Origin of the sequence: Pseudomonas palmensis (assembly GCF_017848315.1) — a bacterium.
Classification (GTDB): Bacteria; Pseudomonadota; Gammaproteobacteria; order Pseudomonadales; family Pseudomonadaceae; genus Aquipseudomonas; species Aquipseudomonas palmensis.
This window is the reverse complement of record NZ_JAFKEC010000017.1, coordinates 61,804-82,553: the sequence shown is the minus strand read 5'-3', so window position 1 is coordinate 82,553 and position 20,750 is coordinate 61,804. Positions and strand designations below refer to the sequence as shown.

16 protein-coding genes are annotated in these 20,750 nt (G+C 65.2%); 2 read left to right on the top strand and 14 right to left on the bottom strand.

The genetic code is table 11. From position 1 onward, the window contains the following. Nucleotides 1-4: 4 nt before the first annotated feature. From purF to leuC, 14 genes are all read right to left on the bottom strand, one after another. Nucleotides 5-1,510 carry an amidophosphoribosyltransferase gene (gene purF / locus JZZ72_RS12105; RefSeq protein ID WP_043862842.1) on the bottom strand — a complete coding sequence of 502 codons (1,506 nt, stop codon included), beginning with the start codon at nucleotides 1,508-1,510 and terminating at the stop codon, nucleotides 5-7. A 41-nt stretch (nucleotides 1,511-1,551) separates the two neighbouring features. Beyond that, nucleotides 1,552-2,106 (bottom strand): CvpA family protein, encoded by a 555-nt coding sequence (locus JZZ72_RS12100; protein WP_043862843.1) that lies wholly within the window; start codon nucleotides 2,104-2,106, stop codon nucleotides 1,552-1,554. Nucleotides 2,107-2,205: 99 nt separating this feature from the next. Beyond that, entirely contained in the window at nucleotides 2,206-2,817 is a 612-nt protein-coding gene (locus tag JZZ72_RS12095) for an SPOR domain-containing protein (protein ID WP_210014504.1), read from the bottom strand. Beyond that, the gene (folC, locus tag JZZ72_RS12090) at nucleotides 2,801-4,108 is read right to left on the bottom strand and encodes a bifunctional tetrahydrofolate synthase/dihydrofolate synthase (protein WP_210014503.1); all 1,308 of its coding nucleotides are present in this window, start codon (nucleotides 4,106-4,108) and stop codon (nucleotides 2,801-2,803) included. Before folC ends, JZZ72_RS12095 begins: the two co-directional genes overlap by 17 nt. After that, nucleotides 4,105-5,025, bottom strand: a complete 921-nt coding sequence (accD, locus tag JZZ72_RS12085) for an acetyl-CoA carboxylase, carboxyltransferase subunit beta (RefSeq protein WP_043862846.1) — start codon at nucleotides 5,023-5,025, stop codon at nucleotides 4,105-4,107. Before accD ends, folC begins: the two co-directional genes overlap by 4 nt. A gap of 283 nt (nucleotides 5,026-5,308) precedes the next feature. After that, nucleotides 5,309-5,929 (bottom strand): phosphoribosylanthranilate isomerase, encoded by a 621-nt coding sequence (locus JZZ72_RS12080; RefSeq protein ID WP_054916652.1) that lies wholly within the window; start codon nucleotides 5,927-5,929, stop codon nucleotides 5,309-5,311. 38 nt (nucleotides 5,930-5,967) lie between these two features. Next, nucleotides 5,968-6,813 carry a tRNA pseudouridine(38-40) synthase TruA gene (gene truA / locus JZZ72_RS12075; RefSeq protein WP_210014509.1) on the bottom strand — a complete coding sequence of 282 codons (846 nt, stop codon included), beginning with the start codon at nucleotides 6,811-6,813 and terminating at the stop codon, nucleotides 5,968-5,970. A gap of 119 nt (nucleotides 6,814-6,932) precedes the next feature. Further along, nucleotides 6,933-9,809 carry a FimV/HubP family polar landmark protein gene (locus tag JZZ72_RS12070; RefSeq protein ID WP_210014502.1) on the bottom strand — a complete coding sequence of 959 codons (2,877 nt, stop codon included), beginning with the start codon at nucleotides 9,807-9,809 and terminating at the stop codon, nucleotides 6,933-6,935. 175 nt (nucleotides 9,810-9,984) lie between these two features. Then, nucleotides 9,985-10,995, bottom strand: a complete 1,011-nt coding sequence (locus JZZ72_RS12065; protein ID WP_043862849.1) for an aspartate-semialdehyde dehydrogenase — start codon at nucleotides 10,993-10,995, stop codon at nucleotides 9,985-9,987. Between the two features lie 148 nt (nucleotides 10,996-11,143). Then, nucleotides 11,144-12,256: an aspartate-semialdehyde dehydrogenase gene (gene asd / locus JZZ72_RS12060; RefSeq protein WP_043862850.1), complete on the bottom strand. Its 1,113-nt coding sequence runs from the start codon at nucleotides 12,254-12,256 to the stop codon at nucleotides 11,144-11,146. Nucleotides 12,257-12,320: 64 nt separating this feature from the next. Then, nucleotides 12,321-13,403 (bottom strand): 3-isopropylmalate dehydrogenase, encoded by a 1,083-nt coding sequence (gene leuB / locus JZZ72_RS12055; RefSeq protein WP_043862851.1) that lies wholly within the window; start codon nucleotides 13,401-13,403, stop codon nucleotides 12,321-12,323. 55 nt (nucleotides 13,404-13,458) lie between these two features. Next, on the bottom strand, nucleotides 13,459-14,226 hold the full coding sequence (locus JZZ72_RS12050) for a class I SAM-dependent methyltransferase (protein WP_043862852.1): 768 nt from the start codon (nucleotides 14,224-14,226) through the stop codon (nucleotides 13,459-13,461). 44 nt (nucleotides 14,227-14,270) lie between these two features. Next, nucleotides 14,271-14,915: a 3-isopropylmalate dehydratase small subunit gene (gene leuD / locus JZZ72_RS12045; RefSeq protein ID WP_043862853.1), complete on the bottom strand. Its 645-nt coding sequence runs from the start codon at nucleotides 14,913-14,915 to the stop codon at nucleotides 14,271-14,273. Continuing rightward, a complete protein-coding gene (gene leuC / locus JZZ72_RS12040; protein WP_043862854.1) occupies nucleotides 14,912-16,345 on the bottom strand; it encodes a 3-isopropylmalate dehydratase large subunit in 1,434 nt (477 codons plus the stop codon). The genes leuD and leuC overlap by 4 nt, the downstream gene beginning before the upstream one ends. 142 nt (nucleotides 16,346-16,487) lie before the next feature. On the opposite strand from leuC, the gene JZZ72_RS12035 reads away from it, so the two are divergent. Together JZZ72_RS12035 and JZZ72_RS12030 are read left to right on the top strand one after the other, a co-directional pair. Then, complete coding sequence (locus tag JZZ72_RS12035; RefSeq protein WP_043862855.1) at nucleotides 16,488-17,366, top strand: LysR family transcriptional regulator; 879 nt, start codon at nucleotides 16,488-16,490, stop codon at nucleotides 17,364-17,366. A 63-nt stretch (nucleotides 17,367-17,429) separates the two neighbouring features. Further along, a complete protein-coding gene (locus JZZ72_RS12030; protein WP_043862856.1) occupies nucleotides 17,430-20,726 on the top strand; it encodes a PAS domain S-box protein in 3,297 nt (1,098 codons plus the stop codon). The last annotated feature ends 24 nt before the right edge of the window (nucleotides 20,727-20,750 follow it).

Sequence of the window (20,750 nt, the reverse complement as noted above, 5' to 3'; positions counted from 1 at the left end):
CTTGTCAGTTGTTGTAAAGGTCGATGATCGCGCTGACCGCCTGGTTCTTGACCTTGGAGGCGTCGTTGCGCGCCTGCTCGATCTTGTCCAGGTAGGCGGCGTCGATGTCGCCAGTCACGTACTGGCCATCGAATACCGCGCAATCGAAATGCTCGATCTTGATCTTGCCACCACCTACAGCCTCGATCAGGTCCGGCAGGTCCTGGTAGACCAGCCAGTCGGCGCCGATCAGTTCGGCCACGTCCTGGGTGCTGCGGTTGTGCGCGATCAGTTCATGAGCGCTCGGCATGTCGATGCCGTAGACGTTGGGGAAACGCACCGCTGGCGCGGCGGAGCAGAAGTAGACGTTCTTCGCGCCGGCTTCGCGGGCCATCTGGATGATCTGCTTGCAGGTGGTGCCGCGCACGATCGAGTCGTCGACCAGCATCACGTTCTTGCCGCGGAACTCCAGCTCGATGGCATTGAGCTTCTGGCGTACCGACTTCTTGCGCGCGGCCTGGCCGGGCATGATGAAGGTACGGCCGATGTAGCGGTTCTTGACGAAGCCTTCACGGAACTTCACGCCCAGGTGGTTGGCCAGTTCCAGCGCCGCGGTACGGCTGGTGTCGGGAATCGGGATGACCACGTCGATGTCGTGCTCGGGACGCTCGCGCAGGATCTTCTCGGCAAGCTTCTCGCCCATGCGCAGGCGCGCCTTGTACACCGACACACCGTCGATGATCGAATCCGGGCGGGCCAGGTAAACGTGCTCGAAGATGCAGGGGGAAAGCTTGGGCGCGATGGCGCACTGGCGGGTGTGCAGCTTGCCTTCTTCGGTGATGTACACCGCTTCGCCCGGCGCCAGGTCGCGGATCAGGGTGAAGCCGAGCACGTCCAGCGAGACGCTTTCGGAGGCGATCATGTATTCGACGCCTTCGTCGGTGTGACGCTGGCCGAACACGATCGGGCGGATGCCGTTCGGATCGCGGAAGCCGACGATGCCGTAGCCGGTGATCATCGCCACCACCGCGTAGCCACCCACGCAACGGTTGTGCACGTCGGTCACGGCGGCGAACACGTCTTCCTCGGTCGGTTGCAGCTTGCCGCGCACCGCCAGCTCATGGGCGAATACGTTGAGCAGCACTTCGGAGTCGGAGTTGGTGTTGACGTGGCGCAGGTCGGACTCGTAGATCTCCTTGGCCAGTTGCTCCACATTGGTCAGGTTGCCGTTGTGCGCCAGGGTGATGCCATACGGCGAGTTGACGTAGAACGGCTGGGCCTCGGCCGAGGTCGAGCTGCCCGCAGTCGGGTAGCGCACATGACCGATGCCCATGTGGCCCACCAGACGCTGCATGTGACGCTGCTGGAACACGTCACGTACCAGGCCGTTGTCCTTGCGCAGGAATAGTCGGCCATCATGGCTTGTAACGATACCGGCAGCATCCTGGCCGCGGTGCTGGAGCACGGTTAGCGCGTCATACAGCGCCTGATTGACGTTCGACTTACCGACGATACCGACGATGCCACACATGCGACGCAACCCCTACATTATGAAACTTGACGGATCAGCACTCAGGGCGCTTTGGGCCCAAGCAACTGTTCTTGAAACGGGAGATCAGCCGGTGCGCTGATTCCGCTGGCTAGCCACTGGCTGGTCAGCCCCAGAATGAGGTTTTTCGACCAGTCAGCCACCAATAGAAATTGTGGCAGCAGGCGAGACTCCTGCCACCACGGGTCCTGTTGTACCGGCCCCAGGCTCAGCAGCCCGACCGCCACCACGACGAGCAGGGCCCCGCGAGCGGCGCCGAACGCCATGCCCAGGAAGCGATCGGTCCCGGACAACCCGGTGACGCGAATCAGCTCGCCGATCAGAAAATTGATCATTGCCCCCACCAGCAAGGTGGCGACGAAAAGAATGGCACATCCGGCTATCACCCGCGCCGACGGCGTCTGGATGTAGCCTTCAAGGTACTGCGAGATACCGCCACCGAACATCCAGGCGACCGCACCGGCGATGATCCAGGTAAGCAGCGACAAGGCTTCCTTGACGAAACCGCGCTTGAGACTGATCAGCGAAGAAACGGCGATGATCGCGAGAATCGCCCAGTCGACCCAGGTAAATGCCACAGTGCTGCCTGCAAACGGATAAGGCGGCGCATTTTACCAGAGCGGTGGGCTATCGGTAAGCGGTGATTTGCCGTCCGGCGGCGGCCGGACGGCGGGGGGTCAGCTACGTTCGGGCTGGAAGCGCACCACAAAACCCTTGAGGTTCTGCTGGCGGTTGATCACATCGCGCAGGCGCTCGGCTTCGGCACGCTCGATCAGCGGCCCGACGAACACCCGGTTGGTACCTTCGGCCGAGCGAATATAGGCGTTGTAGCCCTGGCTACGCAGGGTTTTCTGCAGGTTCTCGGCATTGGCGCGGTTGGACAGGCTGGCCAGTTGCACCGACCAACTCACCGGCAGGCCATTGCCATCGACCTTGGCAGGTGCACTGGCAACCGGCTTGGCCGGGGCCGGCTTGGCCTCCGTCACCGGCGCGGCGGGCGCTGGGGTGGGCGCAGTCACCACCGGTGCCGGGGCAATGGGCGTGCTCGGTGCGCTGGGTTCCTGGGCGGTGAGCGCCTCATCCTGGATCACCTGCGGCTCGGGCACCTCCACCGGTTCCACCTGCACCTGCGGCAAGGCCGGCACAGCCGGGGCGGCGGGCGCCTCGACATGCACCTGGCGCAGCTCGTCCTCACGGGTGAACAGCATCGGCAGGAAGATCACCGCCAGTGCCACCAGCACCAGCGCGCCCACCATCCGCTGCTTGACGACTTTATCCAGCAACGCCATTTGCCCCGTCCTCCATGGTCTGCCGGCTCAGCCACTGCAGGGCCTCGCCGACACAGAAAAATGATCCGAACAGCAGGATCTGGTCGCCTGCCGTCGCTTGCGCGCACTGCCCGTCAAGGGCGTCGGCGACGCTTGCATACGACTTCACGTCGGCGCCAAGGTTCTGCAACGCGGCCTGCAACTCGCTTGCAGGCCGGCTGCGGGCAGTGTCCAGAGGCGCAACCGCCCAGTGGGCCACTTGCGCATGCAGCGGTTCGATCACCCCGGCCAGGTCCTTGTCGGCCAGCAGGCCGAACACCGCCAGGCGCCTGCCGGGCACCGGGCGCGAAGCCAGGCGCTGAGCGAGGTACTGGGCCGCATGTGGATTATGGCCGACGTCGAGCAGAATGCTCAGGTGCTTGCCCTGCCAGATGAACTGGCGACGGTCGAGACGCCCGACGATACGGGTGTCGCGCAGTGCCTGGGCGATCTGCGCGGCATTCCAGGGCAGGCCGGTCAGCAGGTAGGTCTGCAGCGCCAGCGCCGCGTTTTCCATGGGCAGATCGAGCAACGGCAGGTCGTGCAGCTCGACGGCATTGCCGTGCGCATCCACGCCCCGCCACTGCCAGTACTGGTCGGTGCTGGACAGGTCGAAGTCGCGTCCGCGCAGCAGGAACCGGCAGCCTAGTTCGCGTGCCTTGTCCAGCAGCGGCTGCGGCGGGTCGAGGTCGCCACACAGCGCCGGCTTGCCGGCACGGAAAATCCCGGCCTTCTCGAAGGCCACCGACTCACGGGTATCGCCAAGGAAATCGCAATGGTCGACACCGATACTGGTGACCACGGACAGGTCGGCGTCCACCAGGTTGACGGTGTCAAGCCGCCCGCCCAGGCCCACTTCAAGCACCACGGCGTCCAGCGCCGACTGCTGGAACAGCCAGAACGCCGCCAGGGTACCGGCCTCGAAGTAGGTCAGGGAGGTCTCGCCACGCGCCGCTTCGACGGCGGCGAATGCCTGGCACAGCTGCGCATCGCTGGCTTGCTGGCCGTCGATCTGCACCCGCTCGTTGTAGCGCAGCAGGTGCGGCGAGCTGTAGACCCCGACCTTCAGGCCCTGGGCCTGCAGCAGGCTGGCCACGAAGGCACAGGTAGAGCCCTTGCCATTGGTGCCGGTAACGGTAATCACCCGAGGCGCGGGCTGGCCCAGCCCGAGGCGCGTTGCGACCTGCCGCGAACGCTCCAGGCCCATGTCGATTGTCGACGGGTGCAACTGCTCGAGGTAGGCGAGCCACTCGCCCAGGGTGCGCTGGGTCATACGTTGGCAGGCACCGGTGGTACCACGATCGGCTCGATCACGGGGGCGACGAACTTCGGCGTCGGCAGGCCCATCATCTGTGCCAGCAGATTGCCCAGGCGCGGGCGCAGTTCGGATCGGGCGATGATCATGTCGATAGCACCGTGCTCCAGCAGGAACTCGCTGCGCTGGAAGCCTTCAGGCAGTTTTTCGCGCACGGTCTGTTCGATAACCCGTGGGCCGGCAAAGCCGATCAGCGCCTTGGGCTCGCCCACGATCACGTCGCCGAGCATTGCCAGGCTGGCCGAAACGCCCCCGTAAACAGGGTCGGTGAGAACCGAGATGAACGGGATGCCTTCTTCGCGCAGGCGCGCCAGCACGGCGGAGGTCTTGGCCATCTGCATCAGCGAGATCAGCGCTTCCTGCATGCGCGCGCCGCCCGAGGCCGAGAAGCAGACCATCGGACAACGGTTTTCCAGGGCATAGTTGGCGGCACGCACGAAACGCTCGCCGACGATGGCACCCATCGAACCGCCCATGAAGGAGAACTCGAACGCACTGACCACCACCGGCATGCCCAGCAGGGTACCGCTCATGGAAACCAGGGCGTCCTTTTCGCCGGTCTGCTTCTGCGCAGCAACCAGGCGGTCCTTGTACTTCTTGCCGTCGCGGAACTTCAGGCGGTCGACCGGCTCCAGGTCGGCACCCAGCTCATTGCGGCCTTCGGCGTCGAGGAAGATGTCGATGCGTGCACGTGCGCCGATGCGCATGTGGTGATTGCACTTGGGGCACACATCCAGGGTCTTTTCCAGCTCCGGACGATACAGCACGGCCTCGCAGGACGGGCATTTGTGCCACAGCCCTTCGGGTACCGAGCTCTTCTTCACCTCGGAACGCATGATCGAAGGGATCAGTTTGTCTACCAACCAGTTGCTCATGCTTTCTTTCTCCAGTAGCGGCGACCGGCAGGCAAAAGTTGCCGGGTCACGCGTATGCCCTTGAGCTCAATTCGTGTATGACGCGATGATGAACCGTGGCCGGCGGTGCGCGTTCAGCGCGGTACCACCCTGCCCCAGCTTCATCGTCAACCTGTAAAGGCGACGCCGGTGGCGCCACCCGGTAATTTCGATCGGCCCGTGGGCGCGATCCGGCAGCAACGGGCTGCGAAAGCTATGGACGATGGCGCACCGCCAGCCGTCACATCGAGCATTCGCCCGCCCCTCACGCCTGGCGCACCGCGCGCATGAACGCCTCGATGCGGGCCGGGTCCTTGATGCCCTTGGCCTGCTCCACCCCACCACTGACGTCCACTGCGTAAGGACGCACCTGGGCGATGGCCGCCCCGACATTGTCGGCCGAGAGGCCGCCAGCCAGGATGATCGGCTTGCTCAGGTGCTCGGGTATCAGGGACCAGTCGAACGCCTCGCCGGTTCCGCCCGGAACGCCGGCCACGAAAGTGTCGAGGAGGATGCCGCTGGCCTTGGCGTACTGCTGGCAGCCGGCCTCCAGGTCATCCCCGGGGCGAACCCGCAGGGCCTTGATCCAGGGACGGTGGTAGCCGTCGCAGTCGGCCGGGGTTTCGTCGCCATGAAACTGCAGCAGGTCCAGCGGCACGGCGTCGAGGATCTCGTTGAGCTCACAGCGGCTGGCGTTGACGAACAGGCCCACGGTGGTGACGAAGGGCGGCAGTGCAGCGATGATCGCCCGCGCCTGCTGCACGTTCACCGCCCGCGGACTTCTGGCGTAGAACACCAGCCCGATGGCGTCGGCGCCCGCCTCGGCCGCGGCCAGCGCATCCTCGATGCGGGTAATCCCGCAGATCTTGCTGCGAACGGCGGACATGGCCTGTGAACCTCAGCTGAACCGGAAAGCTCCGGATGTTAGCAAATGCCTTGCGGGCCGTCAGCCGTCAACGACTCGTAACCCGTAAGGAAATGTGGCCCGATGAAACGCTCGGGCAGTTCGAACTCGTCATGGTATTCCACCTGCACCAGGTACAGCCCGAACGGGTGCGCGGTCACCCCGCCGGTACGACGCACGCGGCTTTCGAGCACTTCCCTGGCCCACTCGGGCGGACGCTCGCCGGCGCCGATGGTCATCAGCACGCCGGCAATGTTGCGCACCATGTGATGCAGGAAGGCGCTGGCACGGATATCCAGCACGATCATGCGCCCATGCCGGCTCACCCGCAGGTGATGGATCTGCTTGATCGGCGACTTGGCCTGGCACTGGCCGGCGCGGTAGGCGCTGAAGTCATGGATGCCCACCAGGTAGGCTGCGGCTTCGGCCATGCGCCCGGCATCGAGCGGGCGGTGATTCCAGGTGACCTGGTCGCCCAGGTGCGCCGGGCGGATCTGGTCGTTGTAGATCACGTAGCGGTAGCGCCGGGCAATGGCCTTGAAGCGCGCGTGAAAGTGCGCCGGCATCTGCCTGGCCCACGACACGCTGACGTCATGCGGCAGGTTGATGTTGGCGCCCATGGTCCAGGCCTTCATGCTGCGCACCGCCCGCGTGTCGAAATGCACCACCTGGCCGCTGGCATGCACGCCGGCATCAGTACGCCCGGCGCACTGCAGCGACACTGGCGAGTCGGCGACCTTCGACAGCGCCTCCTCGAGGGTCTGCTGCACGCTCGGCACGCCACTGGCCTGGCGTTGCCAGCCACGGTAGCGGGTGCCTTTGTATTCCACGCCCAGCGCGATTCTGAAAAAGCCTTCGGCGGCCATTTCGGCTGCGGCGTTATCGATGATTTCCAAGGGGATACAGCCTGTCGGTTTACGCAATGGCGCGGATTATAACGACAACGGCAGCCACGAGGGCTGCCGTTGGCCTTTCAGGTGGGCGTTCAGCTCATCTGCGAACGCAGTTCGATGGCTTCCTTGCGCTGGGTCTCGGTACCTTCCTTCATCACTTCATCGAGTATCTCGCGGGCGCCGTCGTTGTCGCCCATGTCGATGTAGGCACGTGCCAGATCGAGCTTGGTGGCGGCTTCGTCGGTACCGGAGAGGTAGTCGAACTCCGGCTCGTCGAGCATCAGGTCGGAGGCATCTTCGGCGGTGAAGTGCGGCGCGATGGAAGGCTGCTCGAGGTTCTGCGAGAGCTTGTCGAGCTCGGCGTTGACGTCGTCCAGCTCGGCGGCAAAGCTGGCATCCAGCGGGTCCGGCTCGTCGGCCAGGGACAGGTCGAAATCATCGGCCAGGTCCGGGAAGCTGTCGTCCAGCCCCAGTGAGTCATCGAACGCGGCCAACTGGGCCTCGATATCCAGTGGCGCTTCAGGCGTAGCGGCGGGTGCAGCTTCAGGCGCCGGTGGCGCAAGGTCGGCGCCCATGTCGAGGTCGAAGTCGGACAGGTCATCCAGGATTGGCTCGGGCTCGACCGGTGCAGGTTCGGGCATCGGCTCGGCAGGCACCTCGGCGGGCGTCTCGGCCGGCACTTCAGTCACTGCCTGCTCCTGCACGTCGGGCACTTGCGGCGCTGGCGTCTCGGCCTGGGCCTGGGCCTGGGTCTGCTCTTGCAGCAGGGTATCGAAATCGAGGTCGTCGAGCGCCGCGATATCGGCAGGCGGCGTGGCCTGCGGCGCCTGCGGATCATCGATCTGCAGGTCTGCCAGGCCCTCGAGACCTTCGAGGTCTTCAAGGCCTTCCAACCCCTCCAGGTCATCCAGGCTCAGGTCGAAGGCGCTGTCCAGGTCGTCTTCGCCCGGCAACTCGATTTCCGGCGCGGGCTGCGGGTCGTCCTGCAGCAGGTCCTGCACATACTGGGCATCCAGCTCGGCGGCCAGGGCCGCAGCGCTGACGCCCGCTGCGGCCACGCCGAGCATGGCCGGGTAACGCTGCTTGAGCGACTCGACATCGGCGTGGTTCTGACCATTGGCAACCAGTTGGCGCTCGTGGCCGACAAAGGCGTCACGGTCGCCCTGGCGGGCATAGACTTCCATCAGCTTCAGGCGCAGGTCGGCACGCTCGGGGGCCTGCTCCACCGCAGGCTCCAGCAGCTCGGCGGCATGGTTCAGACGACCGCGGGCAATGCTCAGGTCGACTTCCGCCAGCAGGGCATCGTCATTTGGCGCGGGGGCGTCCTCGGCCGGTGCCTGCACGGCAGCCGCGATGACGGCCGGTGCCACCACCGCAGCCGGGGCCGGAGACGGAACCTCTACCGGCTCGGGCGCGGGCTCGACCACGGGGGCCGGCTTGGGCTCGAATTCCGGCTCCAGCTCCAGCTCGGACTCCGGGTCCAGCCTGTCGTAGGCGGGTGCTACCTCGGCAGCCGCAGCCGCTGCAGCGGAGGCCGCCACCACACCCGGCGCCAGGGTCACGCTCGGCGCGGAGACCTCCAGGCCCTCGAAACTGCTTTGCGGCAGGTCCATGTCCGGCCCCAGGCCCAGGTCGCTTTCCTCGGCCAGGGCTCGCGCCATGCGCATGTGCTTTTCAGCCTCCTGCTGGGCACGACGCTTGCGCGCCAACAGCAGCAGAAGCAACAACAGCACCAGCAAGGCTGAACCTGCGATCAGCGCCAGCAGCCAGCTGTTGCCCAGCAGGTCGTCGAGCATCTTGTCCGAATCGCTCGGGGTAACGGCAGCCGGCGGCGTTTCGGCCACCGGCGCGGTATCCACGGCAGCCGGCGCCGGGGACACCACCGCTTCGCTCGGTACCGCCTGCTGCAACTGGGCATCGATCGCCGGCTGCTCGGGCGCAGGCACGCTCGTCGGCGCGGCGCTCTGGGCTTCCAGGCGCGCCAGCTGGTCGTTCTTCAGTTCGATCAGGCGCTGCAGCTTGTCCAGCTGGCTCTGCAGATCCGCCACACGGCTTTTCAGCTCGGCGTTGTCACGCCGGGTGGTGTCGAGGCTCTCTTCGGCCATCGCCAGCTTGTCGGCCAGGGCCTTGCTGTCGCCAGCCGCACCTTTGCCGCCGGGTGCCACCAGCTTGAGGTTGTCCTGCTGGGCGATACGCGCCGGGGCGGCGCCGGCCGCGTCACGCCGGGTGGCGTCGAGCTGGCGCGCACGCGGGCCCAGACGGCGCCCCTCACGCCAGGCCGCATACTGCTCGGCCACTTCCTTGACGGCCTGGCCCTGGGGGATGGCGGCGATCTGCTGCTGGTCGGGCAGGCGCAGTACCTGGCCAACCTTGAGCTGGTTGATGTTGCCGTTGTAGAAGGCATCGGGGTTGAGCGCCTGGATCGCCAGCATGGTCTGCTGCACCGATCCACCCTGGCGCGCCTTGGCGGCAATCTGCCACAAGGTGTCGCGACGCACGGTGGTGTGGCGGGCGGGCGCGGTCACCGCAGGGGTGACGCCCGAAGCCGCCTGGGCCGCTTCGGGAGAGAATTTGGAGGCGTCGATCAGTACGCTGTAGTCGCGCAGCAGGCGGCCCTGGGGCCACATCACCTGCACCAGGAACTTGACCATAGGGGCCGGCAGCGGCTGGCTGGAGGTCACCCGCAGCACGCTCTTGCCACTGGGGTTGATCACCGGGGTGAAGGTCAGGTCGTTGAGGTACGCCTGGCGTTCGACCCCGGCCTTGCTGAACTCTTCGGCCGGCGCCAGGCTGGGCACCACTTCGGCGGGAGTGAGGTCACGCACATCGAGCAATTCGATCTCGGCATCCAGCGGCTGGTTCTGCCCCGACTTGAGGGTCAGCTCGCCCAGCCCCAGCGCATGCGCCATACCCGAGGACAGCGCCGATGCCGCGGCTATTGCTAACACCAGTTTGCGAATTCGAAGCATGACCTCATCCTTTGTATGAACCTTCCCCGGCTACCGAGAAGAAAGTGAAAAACCGCCGTGAGGCATTTGACTGGCATGACCACCGGATCATGTTGGCAAGGTGCCCCGCAAGCGCGTGACGGCCGCTCACTTCCAGTATTTCAGAAACAATGTGCAAATCGTCGCCAAGTATCTTTTACGCAAGGTGTTTTATCAACAACTCCGCCAGCTGTACGGCGTTCAACGCCGCGCCTTTGCGCACGTTGTCGGTGGTCAGCCAGAGATTGAGCTGTTCGGCCTCGTCGACACCGCCACGCACCCGCCCGACATACACCACATCCTGGGCGACCGCATCACCGACCGGGGTCGGATAGTCACCCGCCTCCACCAGCTCGACACTGTCGGCGTGCTCCAGCACGGCGTTCACCGCCGCCAGATCGACCGCCTTGCGACTGTGCACGGCCACAGTGTAGCTATCGCCGAAAAACACCGGGACTTGAACACAGGTCACGGAAATCTTCAGCGAAGGCAGGCCAAGCAACTCGCGCAGCTCACTCACCAGGCGACGCTCAAGGGCGCCATGGCCCTCGCTGTCGCTGGTGCCCACCTGGGCCAGCAGGTTGAACGCCACCTGGCGATCGAAGAAGCGCGGCTCCAGCGGACGCGCATTGAGCAACTCGGCAGTTTGCCGGGCCAGTTCGCCCACCGCCTCGCGGCCCTGGGCCGACACCGCCATGCACGCCGTCACGTTGACCCGTTCCAGTTCCAGCAGGTGCTTGAGCGGGGCCAGCACCACCGCCAGGGCAACCGCGGCAGCGCTCGGGCTGACCAGTTGCACGGGCAGGCTCTGACTGTCGATGGCCTGTGGATTGGCCTCGGGCACCACTGCTGCCACCTGTTCGGCCGACAGCGCGCCGGACAGATCGATCACCGCACACCCGGCGGCACGCGCCTTGGCGGCGAAACTGCGGGTAACCGCAGGGCCTGCGGCGAAGAACGCCAGCTTGACCTGGCTGAAGTCGAAGGCATCGACTTCGCGCACGCGCAGGTTCTTGCCACGGTAGTTCACCGAGCTGCCCGCCGACTCGTTGCTGGCCAGCAGGTGCAGGGTGCCCAGGGGAAAATCGCGCTCCTCGAGGATTTGCACCAGGGTCTCGCCGACGGTGCCGGTGGCGCCGATCACGGCGATATCGTAGGTCTGGGTCATGGACAGTGCCTCTGGCAGAACGGGGGGAGCGGCACTTTACTCGGATTGCCGCAGCGAGACCACCCGGTGCCGGCAAAGGCATCAGGCCACCACAAAAAAGCCCCCTGCGTCGCAAGACGAGGGGGCCTGTTCTACCGCGCAGCAGCGATCAACGCTCCAGCAGGATCCGCAGCATGCGACGCAGCGGCTCGGCCGCGCCCCACAGCAGCTGGTCGCCCACGGTGAAGGCGCCCAGGTACTGCGACCCCATGTTCAGCTTGCGCAGACGCCCTACCGGGATGTTCAGCGTGCCGGTGACGTTGGTCGGGCTCAGCTCCTGCATGCTGATCTCGCGCTGGTTCGGCACCAGCTTCACCCAGGGGTTGTGCTGGCTGATCATGCCTTCGATGTCGGCGATCGGCACGTCCTTGTTCAGCTTGATGGTCAGCGCCTGGCTGTGGCAACGCATGGCGCCGATGCGCACGCAGATGCCGTCGACCGGGATCGGGTTCTTGAAACGACCCAGGATCTTGTTGGTCTCGGCCTGGGCCTTCCACTCTTCACGGCTCTGACCGTTGGGCAGCTCCTTGTCGATCCACGGGATCAGGCTGCCGGCCAGCGGCACGCCGAAGTTCTCGGTCGGGTAGGCGTCGCTGCGCATGGCCTCGGCGACCTTGCGGTCGATGTCGAGGATGGCCGCCGCCGGGTTGGCCAGGTCATCGGCAACCGCCGCATGGGTAGCGCCCATCTGCTTGATCAGCTCGCGCATGTTCTGCGCGCCGGCGCCGGAGGCCGCCTGGTAGGTCATGGCGCTCATCCATTCGACCAGGCCGGCTTCGAACAGGCCGCCCAGGCCCATCAGCATCAGGCTGACGGTGCAGTTGCCACCGATGTAGTTCTTGGTGCCGGCGTCCAGCTGCTGGTCGATGACCTTGCGGTTGACCGGGTCCAGCACGATGACCGCGTCATCCTGCATGCGCAGGCTGGAAGCGGCATCGATCCAGTAACCCTGCCAGCCGGCTTCGCGCAGCTTGGGGAACACCTCGTTGGTGTAGTCGCCACCCTGGCAGGTCAGGATCACATCGAGGGTCTTGAGCTCTTCAATGCTGTACGCATCCTTGAGCGGAGCAATGTCCTTGCCCACGGATGGCCCCTGGCCCCCGACATTGGAGGTAGTGAAGAACACCGGCTCGATCAGATCGAAATCCTGCTCTTCGAGCATCCGCTGCATGAGCACGGAACCGACCATACCGCGCCAACCGATCAGACCTACACGTTTCATCGCAACTACACCTTCGCTAAAAGTGGGCCGCCGCCTGGAAGAAACCAGCGGCGGGCCCGAGAGATTACAGATTCCGCAGCGCTGCGACTACTGCGTCGCCCATTTCCTGCGTACCTACCTTGCTGCAGCCCGCCGACCAGATGTCGCCGGTGCGCAGGCCCTGATCCAGCACCAGGCTCACGGCCTGTTCGATGGCCTCGGCCGCCGCCTGCTGGTTGAAGCTGTAACGCAGCATCATCGATACCGACAGGATGGTCGCCAGCGGGTTGGCGATGCCTTGCCCGGCGATGTCCGGGGCCGAACCGTGGCACGGCTCGTACATGCCCTTGTTGTTGGCATCCAGTGACGCCGACGGCAGCATGCCGATGGAACCGGTGAGCATGGAAGCCTCATCCGACAGGATGTCGCCGAACATGTTGTCGGTGACCATCACGTCGAACTGCTTGGGCGCGCGCACCAGTTGCATGGCGGCGTTGTCGACGTACATGTGGCTGAGCTCGACATCCGCGTAGTCCTTGGCCACGTCCTCGACGATTTCACGCCACAGCTGGCTGGAGGCGAGCACGTTGGCCTTGTCCACCGAGCACAGTTTCTTGCCGCGCACGCGGGCCATGTCGAAACCGACACGGGCGATGCGGCGGATTTCGCTCTCGCTGTACGGCAGGGTGTCGTAGGCCTGGCGCTCGCCGCCTTCCAGTTCGCGGGTGCCGCGCGGCGCACCGAAGTAGATGCCGCCGGTCAGCTCGCGCACGATCAGGATATCCAGGCCGGCGACGATTTCTGGCTTGAGCGAGGACGCATCGGCCAGCTGCGGGTAGAGAATGGCCGGACGCAGGTTGGCGAAAAGGCCCAGTTGCGAACGGATTTTCAGCAGGCCGCGCTCAGGGCGGATATCACGCTCGATCTTGTCCCACTTCGGCCCGCCCACCGCGCCCAGCAGCACGGCGTCGGCCTGGCGCGCACGTTCCAGGGTCTCGTCGGCCAGCGGCACGCCGTGCTTGTCGATGGCCGCGCCACCGATCACATCGTGCGCCAGGCTGAAGCCGAGCTGGAACTTGTCGTTGGCCAGTTCCAGCACCTTGACCGCCTCGGCCATGATTTCCGGGCCAATGCCATCACCTGGGAGAATCAGAATCTGCTTGCTCATGGGTTCCTCATCATTCAATTCAAGCGGTGCGCCGCACTGGCGTACCGGGGAAAACTCAGCGTTGGGCCCAGAGCACGATCACGTCGGTGCTGAAGGAGCCATCGGCTTCTATCTGGTAATGCTGGCGAACTTCGTCGCCCATCGCCTGCTGCAACTGGCGAATCGCCGCACGCATCGGCTCGGGGGTGCGCATGCGCTCCACCCACGAGGTGTATTCCAGGCGCAGGCGCTGGCGCGTGTGGCTGCGGGTGCACAGGCCGGCTTCGCTGACCTGTTGCAGCCACTCGCCGGCAGAATAATCGCGCACGTGGCTGGTGTCGCGCAGTACTTCGACGCTTTGCAGGTAGGTGTCGAGCAGCGGGCTGCCCGGCGACATGACGTCGACGAACGCGGCCACGCCGCCGGGCTTGAGCACCCGGCGCACCTCGCGCAGGGCCAGGCCCAGGTCGCTCCAGTGGTGCGCCGAGTAGCGGCTGAAGACGAAATCGAACGAGGCGTCGGCGAACGGCAGGCGCTCGGCGGCGCCACGCTCGGTGACGATGTTGTTCAAGCCGCGCTCGATGGCGGCGGCGCCGACCACGTCGAGCATCTGCTGCGACAGGTCATAGGCGACCACTTCGGCCACCAGCGGGGCGACATGGAAGCTCACGTGACCGGCACCGCAGCCAAGGTCCAGCAGGCGGGCGTCGGCGTGCCCGGCAAGCTCGGCCTGCAGCAGGGCGAATTCGCTACCCTGGGCATGCACGGCGCTGCTCAGGTAGGCAGAGGCTTGTTCGCCGAACTGGCGCTGGACGACTTCGGTGTGGGCGGTGCTGCGGGTCATCATGGATCTCCTGGGGCGGCTTGGCCGGCACATCACTGCATCATTCAGGCGTCGCGAAACAACCAGGGCTGGCTAGCACGGTGCCTGGCTTCAAACGCTGCAATCGCATCGCCATCCTGCAAGGTCAGGCCGATGTCATCCAGGCCGTTGAGCAGGCAATGCTTGCGGAACGCGTCGATCTCGAAGTGGAGCACCTTGCCGTCCGGCCGCGTCACGGTCTGCGCCTGCAGGTCGATGGTCAGCTGGTAGCCCGGGTCCGCCTCAACCTGCTTGAACAGCTCGTCGACTTCCTCGTCGCCGAGGATGATCGGCAGCAAGCCGTTCTTGAAGCTGTTGTTGAAGAAGATGTCGGCGTAGCTGGGCGCAATGATGCTGCGAAAGCCGTACTCTTCCAGCGCCCAAGGCGCATGCTCGCGGCTCGAACCGCAACCGAAGTTCTCCCGCGCCAGCAACACGCTGGCCCCCTGGTAACGCGCATGGTTGAGCACGAAATCCTGGTTCAGCGGGCGCTTGCTGTTGTCCTGGTAGGGCTGACCCACGTCCAGGTAACGCCATTCGTCGAACAGGTTCGGGCCGAACCCGGTGCGCTTGATCGACTTCAAGAACTGCTTGGGGATGATCTGGTCGGTGTCGACGTTGGCACGGTCCAACGGGGCGACCAGGCCGGTGTGCTGGGTAAAGGCTTTCATGCTGCGCTCCCTTGGATCAACTCGCGTACATCGACAAAACGACCGGTTACTGCGGCAGCCGCCGCCATTGCCGGGCTCACCAGGTGGGTACGCCCACCGGCGCCCTGGCGCCCCTCGAAGTTGCGGTTGGAGGTGGAGGCGCAATGCTCGCCACTTTCGAGGCGGTCCGGGTTCATCGCCAGGCACATCGAGCAGCCCGGCTCACGCCATTCGAAACCGGCCTCGAGGAAGATCTTGTCCAGGCCTTCCTGCTCGGCCTGCGCCTTGACCAGGCCCGAGCCCGGCACCACGATGGCCTGCTTGATGGTCGAGGCCACCTTGCGGCCCTTGGCGATCACGGCCGCGGCGCGCAGGTCTTCGATGCGCGAGTTGGTGCACGAACCGATGAACACGCGGTCGAGCTGAATGTCGGTGATCGCCTGGTTGGCGTTCAGGCCCATGTACTTGAGCGCGCGTTCGATGGAACCGCGCTTGACCAGGTCGGCCTCGGCCGCCGGGTCCGGCACGCGCTGGTCGACCGCCAGCACCATCTCGGGCGAGGTGCCCCAGCTGACCTGCGGTTTGATCTGCGCCGCGTCCAGCTCGACCACGGTGTCGAACACCGCGTCGCTGTCGGACACCAGGTCTTTCCAGGCTTCGACGGCCAGGTCCCACTGCTCGCCCTTGGGCGCATACGGACGACCCTTGACGTAGGCAACGGTCTTCTCGTCGGTGGCCACCAGGCCCACCCGCGCACCGGCCTCGATGGACATGTTGCAGATGGTCATGCGGCCTTCGACCGACAACTCGCGAATGGCGCTGCCGGCAAACTCGATGGCATGCCCGTTGCCGCCGGCGGTCCCGATCTTGCCGATCACGGCCAGCACGATGTCCTTGGCAGTGACGCCGAACGGCAATTGCCCTTCGACGCGCACCAGCATGTTTTTCATCTTCTTGGCCACCAGGCACTGGGTAGCGAGCACGTGCTCGACCTCGGAGGTGCCGATGCCGTGGGCCAGGGCGCCGAACGCGCCGTGGGTGGAGGTGTGCGAGTCGCCGCAGACCACGGTCATGCCGGGCAAGGTGGCACCCTGCTCCGGGCCGATGACGTGGACGATGCCCTGGCGCACATCGTTCATCTTGAATTCGGTGATGCCGTATTCGTCACAGTTTTCGTCGAGGGTCTGCACCTGCAGGCGCGACACCTGGTCGGCGATGGCCTCGATGCCGCCCTTGCGCTCTGGCGTGGTGGGCACGTTGTGGTCGGGGGTGGCGATGTTGGCATCGATGCGCCAGGGTTTGCGGTTGGCCAGGCGCAGCCCCTCGAAGGCCTGCGGCGACGTCACTTCGTGAATGATGTGACGGTCGATATAGATCAGCGCCGAACCGTCGTCGCGCTGCTTGACCAAGTGCGAATCCCAGAGCTTGTCGTAGAGCGTTTTGCCAGCCATCAGACTTTCCTCATCAGTCTTTCTATGCCAATAACCCCTTGGCTTGTACGGACGATGCTATGGGGTTAGATTGAATAACTCAAATTCATATTTTTTATGCTTTGGATAACTTTCAGGAATCCAAACCCGAGGAACTCATTCCGTGGACCTGGCCAACCTTAGTGCCTTCATCGCCATCGCTGAAACCGGGAGCTTTTCCGGTGCCGGCGAGCGCCTGCACCTGACCCAGCCGGCCATCAGCAAGCGCATTGCCGGGCTGGAGCAGCAGCTGGATGTGCGCCTGTTCGACCGCCTTGGCCGCGAGGTGAGCCTGACCGAAGCCGGCCGTGCCCTGCTGCCGCGCGCCTACCAGATCCTCAACGTGCTGGACGACACCCGGCGGGCCCTGACCAACCTCACCGGCGAGGTCAGCGGTCGACTGACCCTGGCCACCAGCCATCACATCGGCCTGCACCGCCTGCCGCCGCTGTTGCGGGCGTTTACCCGTCAGTACCCGGCGGTGGCTCTGGACATCCAGTTTCTGGACTCGGAAGTGGCCTACGAGGAAATTCTGCACGGGCGCGCCGAAATCGCCGTGATCACCCTCGCCCCCGAGCCCCACAGCCTGGTGCGCGCGGTGCCGGTATGGGACGACCCGCTGGATTTCGTGGTCGCCCCCGAGCACCCGCTGGCCTGCAAGGGCGCGGTGGGCCTGGCGGACATTGCCCACCACCCGGCCGTGTTCCCCGGCGGCAACACTTTCACACACCATATTGTGCAGCGTCTGTTCGAGGCCCAGGGCCTGGTCCCCAACATCGCCATGAGCACCAACTACCTGGAAACCATCAAAATGATGGTGTCGATCGGGCTGGCCTGGAGTGTGCTGCCGCGCACAATGCTCGATGAGCAGGTTGCATCCATCGACTTGCCGGGCATACAGCTGTCGCGCCAGCTAGGCTACATTCTGCACACGGAACGAACGTTATCGAATGCGGCCAGAGCCTTCATGGCCCTGCTCGACAGTCACGCAAGCCCGGCGTAGCCCGCCCCTGCCCCGGGGCGGCCCGCCACCAAGGACGTATCACCCGCCAAAGGTCTGGTACCGATGCCCAAGTCAGCCAATCGTTTTGCGCGCCTTCCCCGTATCCACGCAGCAGACCCCCAGGAGCTGGAACAGGCCTGGGAAAGTGCGCCGCAGTTGCTCGCGGCGCTCAATGGTGCGCACCTTGGCGCCTGGGTGTGGGATGTGGGCAGCGGGCGCATCAACTGGTCACGAGGCACCCAGGCACTGTTTGGCTTCGATCCGCATCAACCGCTGACCCACGACATCGACTACCTCGACCTGCTGCCGGAAGAGGACCGCGCGCGCATGCGCCAGGCCTTTCATGCAGTGCTCAACGGCGAGCCGGTGGACCAGGCCCTGCGCCATCGCATCCGCTGGCCGGACGGCAGCCTGCACTGGCTGGAAGTCAATGGCAGCCTGGCCACCAACCGCGACGGGCGCCTGCAGATGATCGGGGTGGTGCGCGAGATCACCCGCCAGCGCGAACGCGAAACCGCACTGATCAACTCCGAAAAGCGCTTTGCCACGCTTTTTCACCTGAGCCCGAACGTGGTGCTGCTGACCCGGCGCGCCGACGGGCTGATCCATGAGGTCAACCAGCACTTCGAGAACATTCTTGGCTGGCCCGGCGCCCAGGTGATCGGGCGTACCACGCTGGAGCTGGGCCTGTGGGCCAACCCCAGGCAGCGTGACCAGGTGCTGGAGGCCACCAGCGGCAACAACGGCCCGGTGACCCTGGAAGTGCAGTTTCGCGCCAGCAGCGGGCAGGTCCACGATGGCATCCTCAGCACCCAGGCCATCGAACTCGAAGGTGTCACCTACCTGCTCAGTACTTTCGTCGACACCAGCGAGCGCAAACGTGCCGAACAAGCCCTCAAGGACAGCCAGGAGCGCCTGGACCTGGCACTGGACTCTGCCCAGTTGGGTACCTGGGACTGGCACATCCCCAGCGGCATGCTGTACGGCTCGGCCCGCGCGGCACAACTGCACGGCCTGGCGCCGGTGCCGTTCCACGAGTCGTTCGAGGCGTTTTTCGAAGGCGTGCCCGAGCTTGAGCGCAGCGGCATGCGCCAGGCCTATCGCAGCCTGCGCGAAGGCCCCGCGGGCAACTACCAGATCACCTACCGCATCCAGCTGGAAAACGGCGCCTCACGCTACCTGGAGAGTCGTGCACGGCTGTACCGTGACGACCAGGGCAACCCGCTTCGCATGGCCGGCACCCTGCTGGACATCACCGAACAGGTTGAACGCGAACAGCGCCTGACCAGCTCGGAGGAAAAGTTCGCCAGCCTGTTCCAGGTCAGCCCCGACCCCATCTGCGTCACCCGCCAGGACACCGGCCAGTTCATCGAGATCAACCAGGCGTTCACCCAGACCTTCGGCTGGTGCGCCGACCAGGTACTGGGTCGTACCGCCGAACAACTGGGGCTGTGGGCCGAATCGGCCGCCCGCGCACGACGCATCGAGCAGGTGATTCGCGACCAGGCGTTGAACAATGTCGCGGTGGTGGTCAATCACAAGGATGGCCAGCCCCTGACCTGTGTGATTTCCAGCCGCCTGATCAAGGTCGACAACCAGCCCTGCAGCGTCACCACCCTGCGCGACATCACCCAGCAGCAACGCGGCGAAGCCGCACTCAAGGCCAGTGAGGAGAAGTTCGCCAAGGCCTTCCACTCCAGCCCCGACGCCATCACCATCACCGAGCGCGACAGTGGCTGCTACCTGGAGGTGAACGACGGCTTCTGCCGGCTCACCGGCTACAGCGCCGACGAGGTGATCGGCCAGAGCATGGCTCAGATCGGGTTGTGGGCCGACGACAAGCAGCAGACCCTGCTGTTCGGTGAAATGCGTGAGCGCGGGCGGGTGCACCACCGCGAAATGCTGGGGCGCAACAAACGCGGCGAAATCCTCACCGTGGAGGTGTCGATGGAGCCGATCACCCTCAACGAGACAGACTGCCTGCTACTGACTGCCCGCGACGTCAGCCAGCTCAAGAATGCCCAGGCGCAGATCCGTCACCTGGCCTACCACGACCCGCTGACCAACCTGCCCAACCGCGCCCTGCTGATGGATCGCCTGAGCCAGCAGATCGCCCTGCTCAAACGCCAGAACCTGCGCGGTGCCCTGCTGTTCCTCGACCTCGACCACTTCAAGCACATCAACGACTCGCTGGGCCACCCGGTGGGCGACACGGTGCTCAAGATCATCACAGCCAGGCTTGAAGCCAGCGTGCGCCTGGAGGACACCGTGGCGCGCCTGGGGGGTGACGAGTTCGTGGTGCTGCTGAGCGGCCTGGAAGGCAGCCGCGAAGAGGTCACCGACAAGGTTCGCCAACTGGCCGACACCTTGCGCGAGCTGCTGGCCGAGCCGATGTCGCTGGACGGCCAGCGCTTGCAGGTAACCCCCAGCATCGGCGTGGCGCTGATCCCCGACCACGGCACCACGCCGGCCGACCTGCTCAAGCGCGCCGACATTGCGCTGTACCGCGCCAAGGATTCGGGTCGCAACACCACGCAACTGTTCCACACCACCATGCAGAAGGCCGCCAGTGAACGCCTGCGCATGGAGAGCGACCTGCGCATGGCCCTGGCCAGGGGCGAACTGGCGCTGCACTTCCAGCCCCAGGTGGATGCCCGTGACAACCGCATCGTCGGGGCCGAGGTTCTGCTGCGCTGGCACCATCCGCTGTTGGGCCAGCAGCCGCCCAGCCAGTTCATCCAGGTGCTGGAGGAAAGCGGGCTGATCCTGGAGGTGGGCAGCTGGATACTCGACGAAGCCTGTGATGCCTGCTCGCGCATGCTGCAGGACGGGCTGATCGATCCGATGGATTTCAGCCTGTGCGTGAACATCAGCCCGCGCCAGTTCCGCCAGAACGATTTCGTCGAGCGGGTGCGGCGCAGCCTGGACGACTACCGCCTGCCCTACCAGATGCTCAAGCTGGAGATCACCGAGGGCATCGTGATCCAGAACCTGGAGGACACCATCAGCAAGATGCGCGAGCTGAAGGCGTTCGGGGTGAGCTTTGCGATGGATGACTTCGGCACCGGCTACTCGTCGCTCACCTACCTCAAGCGCTTGCCGGTGGATGCGCTGAAGATCGACCAGTCGTTCGTGCGCGATGCACCGCTGGACCCCAATGATGCAGAGATCGTCAAGGCCATCGTGGCCATGGCCAGAAGCCTGGACCTGGCAGTGATTGCCGAAGGGGTGGAGCTGTCGGAGCAACTGGAGTTTCTGGAGCGGCTGGGGTGCCATCTGTACCAGGGGTACCTGCACAGCCGGCCATTGCCGCTGAACGAGTTCAGGGCGATGCTGCTGCAGGCACCGGCGGACTACTGACACACCGCAGCACGGCAGTTGCCA

Bases quoted from the DNA above. Each gene is read 5' to 3' on its own strand.
- leuC (WP_043862854.1), bottom strand. From the start codon at position 16,345: ATGGCTGGCAAAACGCTCTACGACAAGCTCTGGGATTCGCACTTGGTC.
- JZZ72_RS12095 (WP_210014504.1), bottom strand. From the start codon at position 2,817: ATGGCGTTGCTGGATAAAGTCGTCAAGCAGCGGATGGTGGGCGCGCTG.
- JZZ72_RS12030 (WP_043862856.1), top strand. From the start codon at position 17,430: ATGCCCAAGTCAGCCAATCGTTTTGCGCGCCTTCCCCGTATCCACGCA.
- leuB (WP_043862851.1), bottom strand. From the start codon at position 13,403: ATGAGCAAGCAGATTCTGATTCTCCCAGGTGATGGCATTGGCCCGGAA.
- JZZ72_RS12070 (WP_210014502.1), bottom strand. From the start codon at position 9,809: ATGCTTCGAATTCGCAAACTGGTGTTAGCAATAGCCGCGGCATCGGCG.
- JZZ72_RS12050 (WP_043862852.1), bottom strand. From the start codon at position 14,226: ATGACCCGCAGCACCGCCCACACCGAAGTCGTCCAGCGCCAGTTCGGC.
- JZZ72_RS12065 (WP_043862849.1), bottom strand. From the start codon at position 10,995: ATGACCCAGACCTACGATATCGCCGTGATCGGCGCCACCGGCACCGTC.
- accD (WP_043862846.1), bottom strand. From the start codon at position 5,025: ATGAGCAACTGGTTGGTAGACAAACTGATCCCTTCGATCATGCGTTCC.
- truA (WP_210014509.1), bottom strand. From the start codon at position 6,813: ATGGCCGCCGAAGGCTTTTTCAGAATCGCGCTGGGCGTGGAATACAAA.
- asd (WP_043862850.1), bottom strand. From the start codon at position 12,256: ATGAAACGTGTAGGTCTGATCGGTTGGCGCGGTATGGTCGGTTCCGTG.
- folC (WP_210014503.1), bottom strand. From the start codon at position 4,108: ATGACCCAGCGCACCCTGGGCGAGTGGCTCGCCTACCTCGAGCAGTTG.
- leuD (WP_043862853.1), bottom strand. From the start codon at position 14,915: ATGAAAGCCTTTACCCAGCACACCGGCCTGGTCGCCCCGTTGGACCGT.
- purF (WP_043862842.1), bottom strand. From the start codon at position 1,510: ATGTGTGGCATCGTCGGTATCGTCGGTAAGTCGAACGTCAATCAGGCG.
- JZZ72_RS12080 (WP_054916652.1), bottom strand. From the start codon at position 5,929: ATGTCCGCCGTTCGCAGCAAGATCTGCGGGATTACCCGCATCGAGGAT.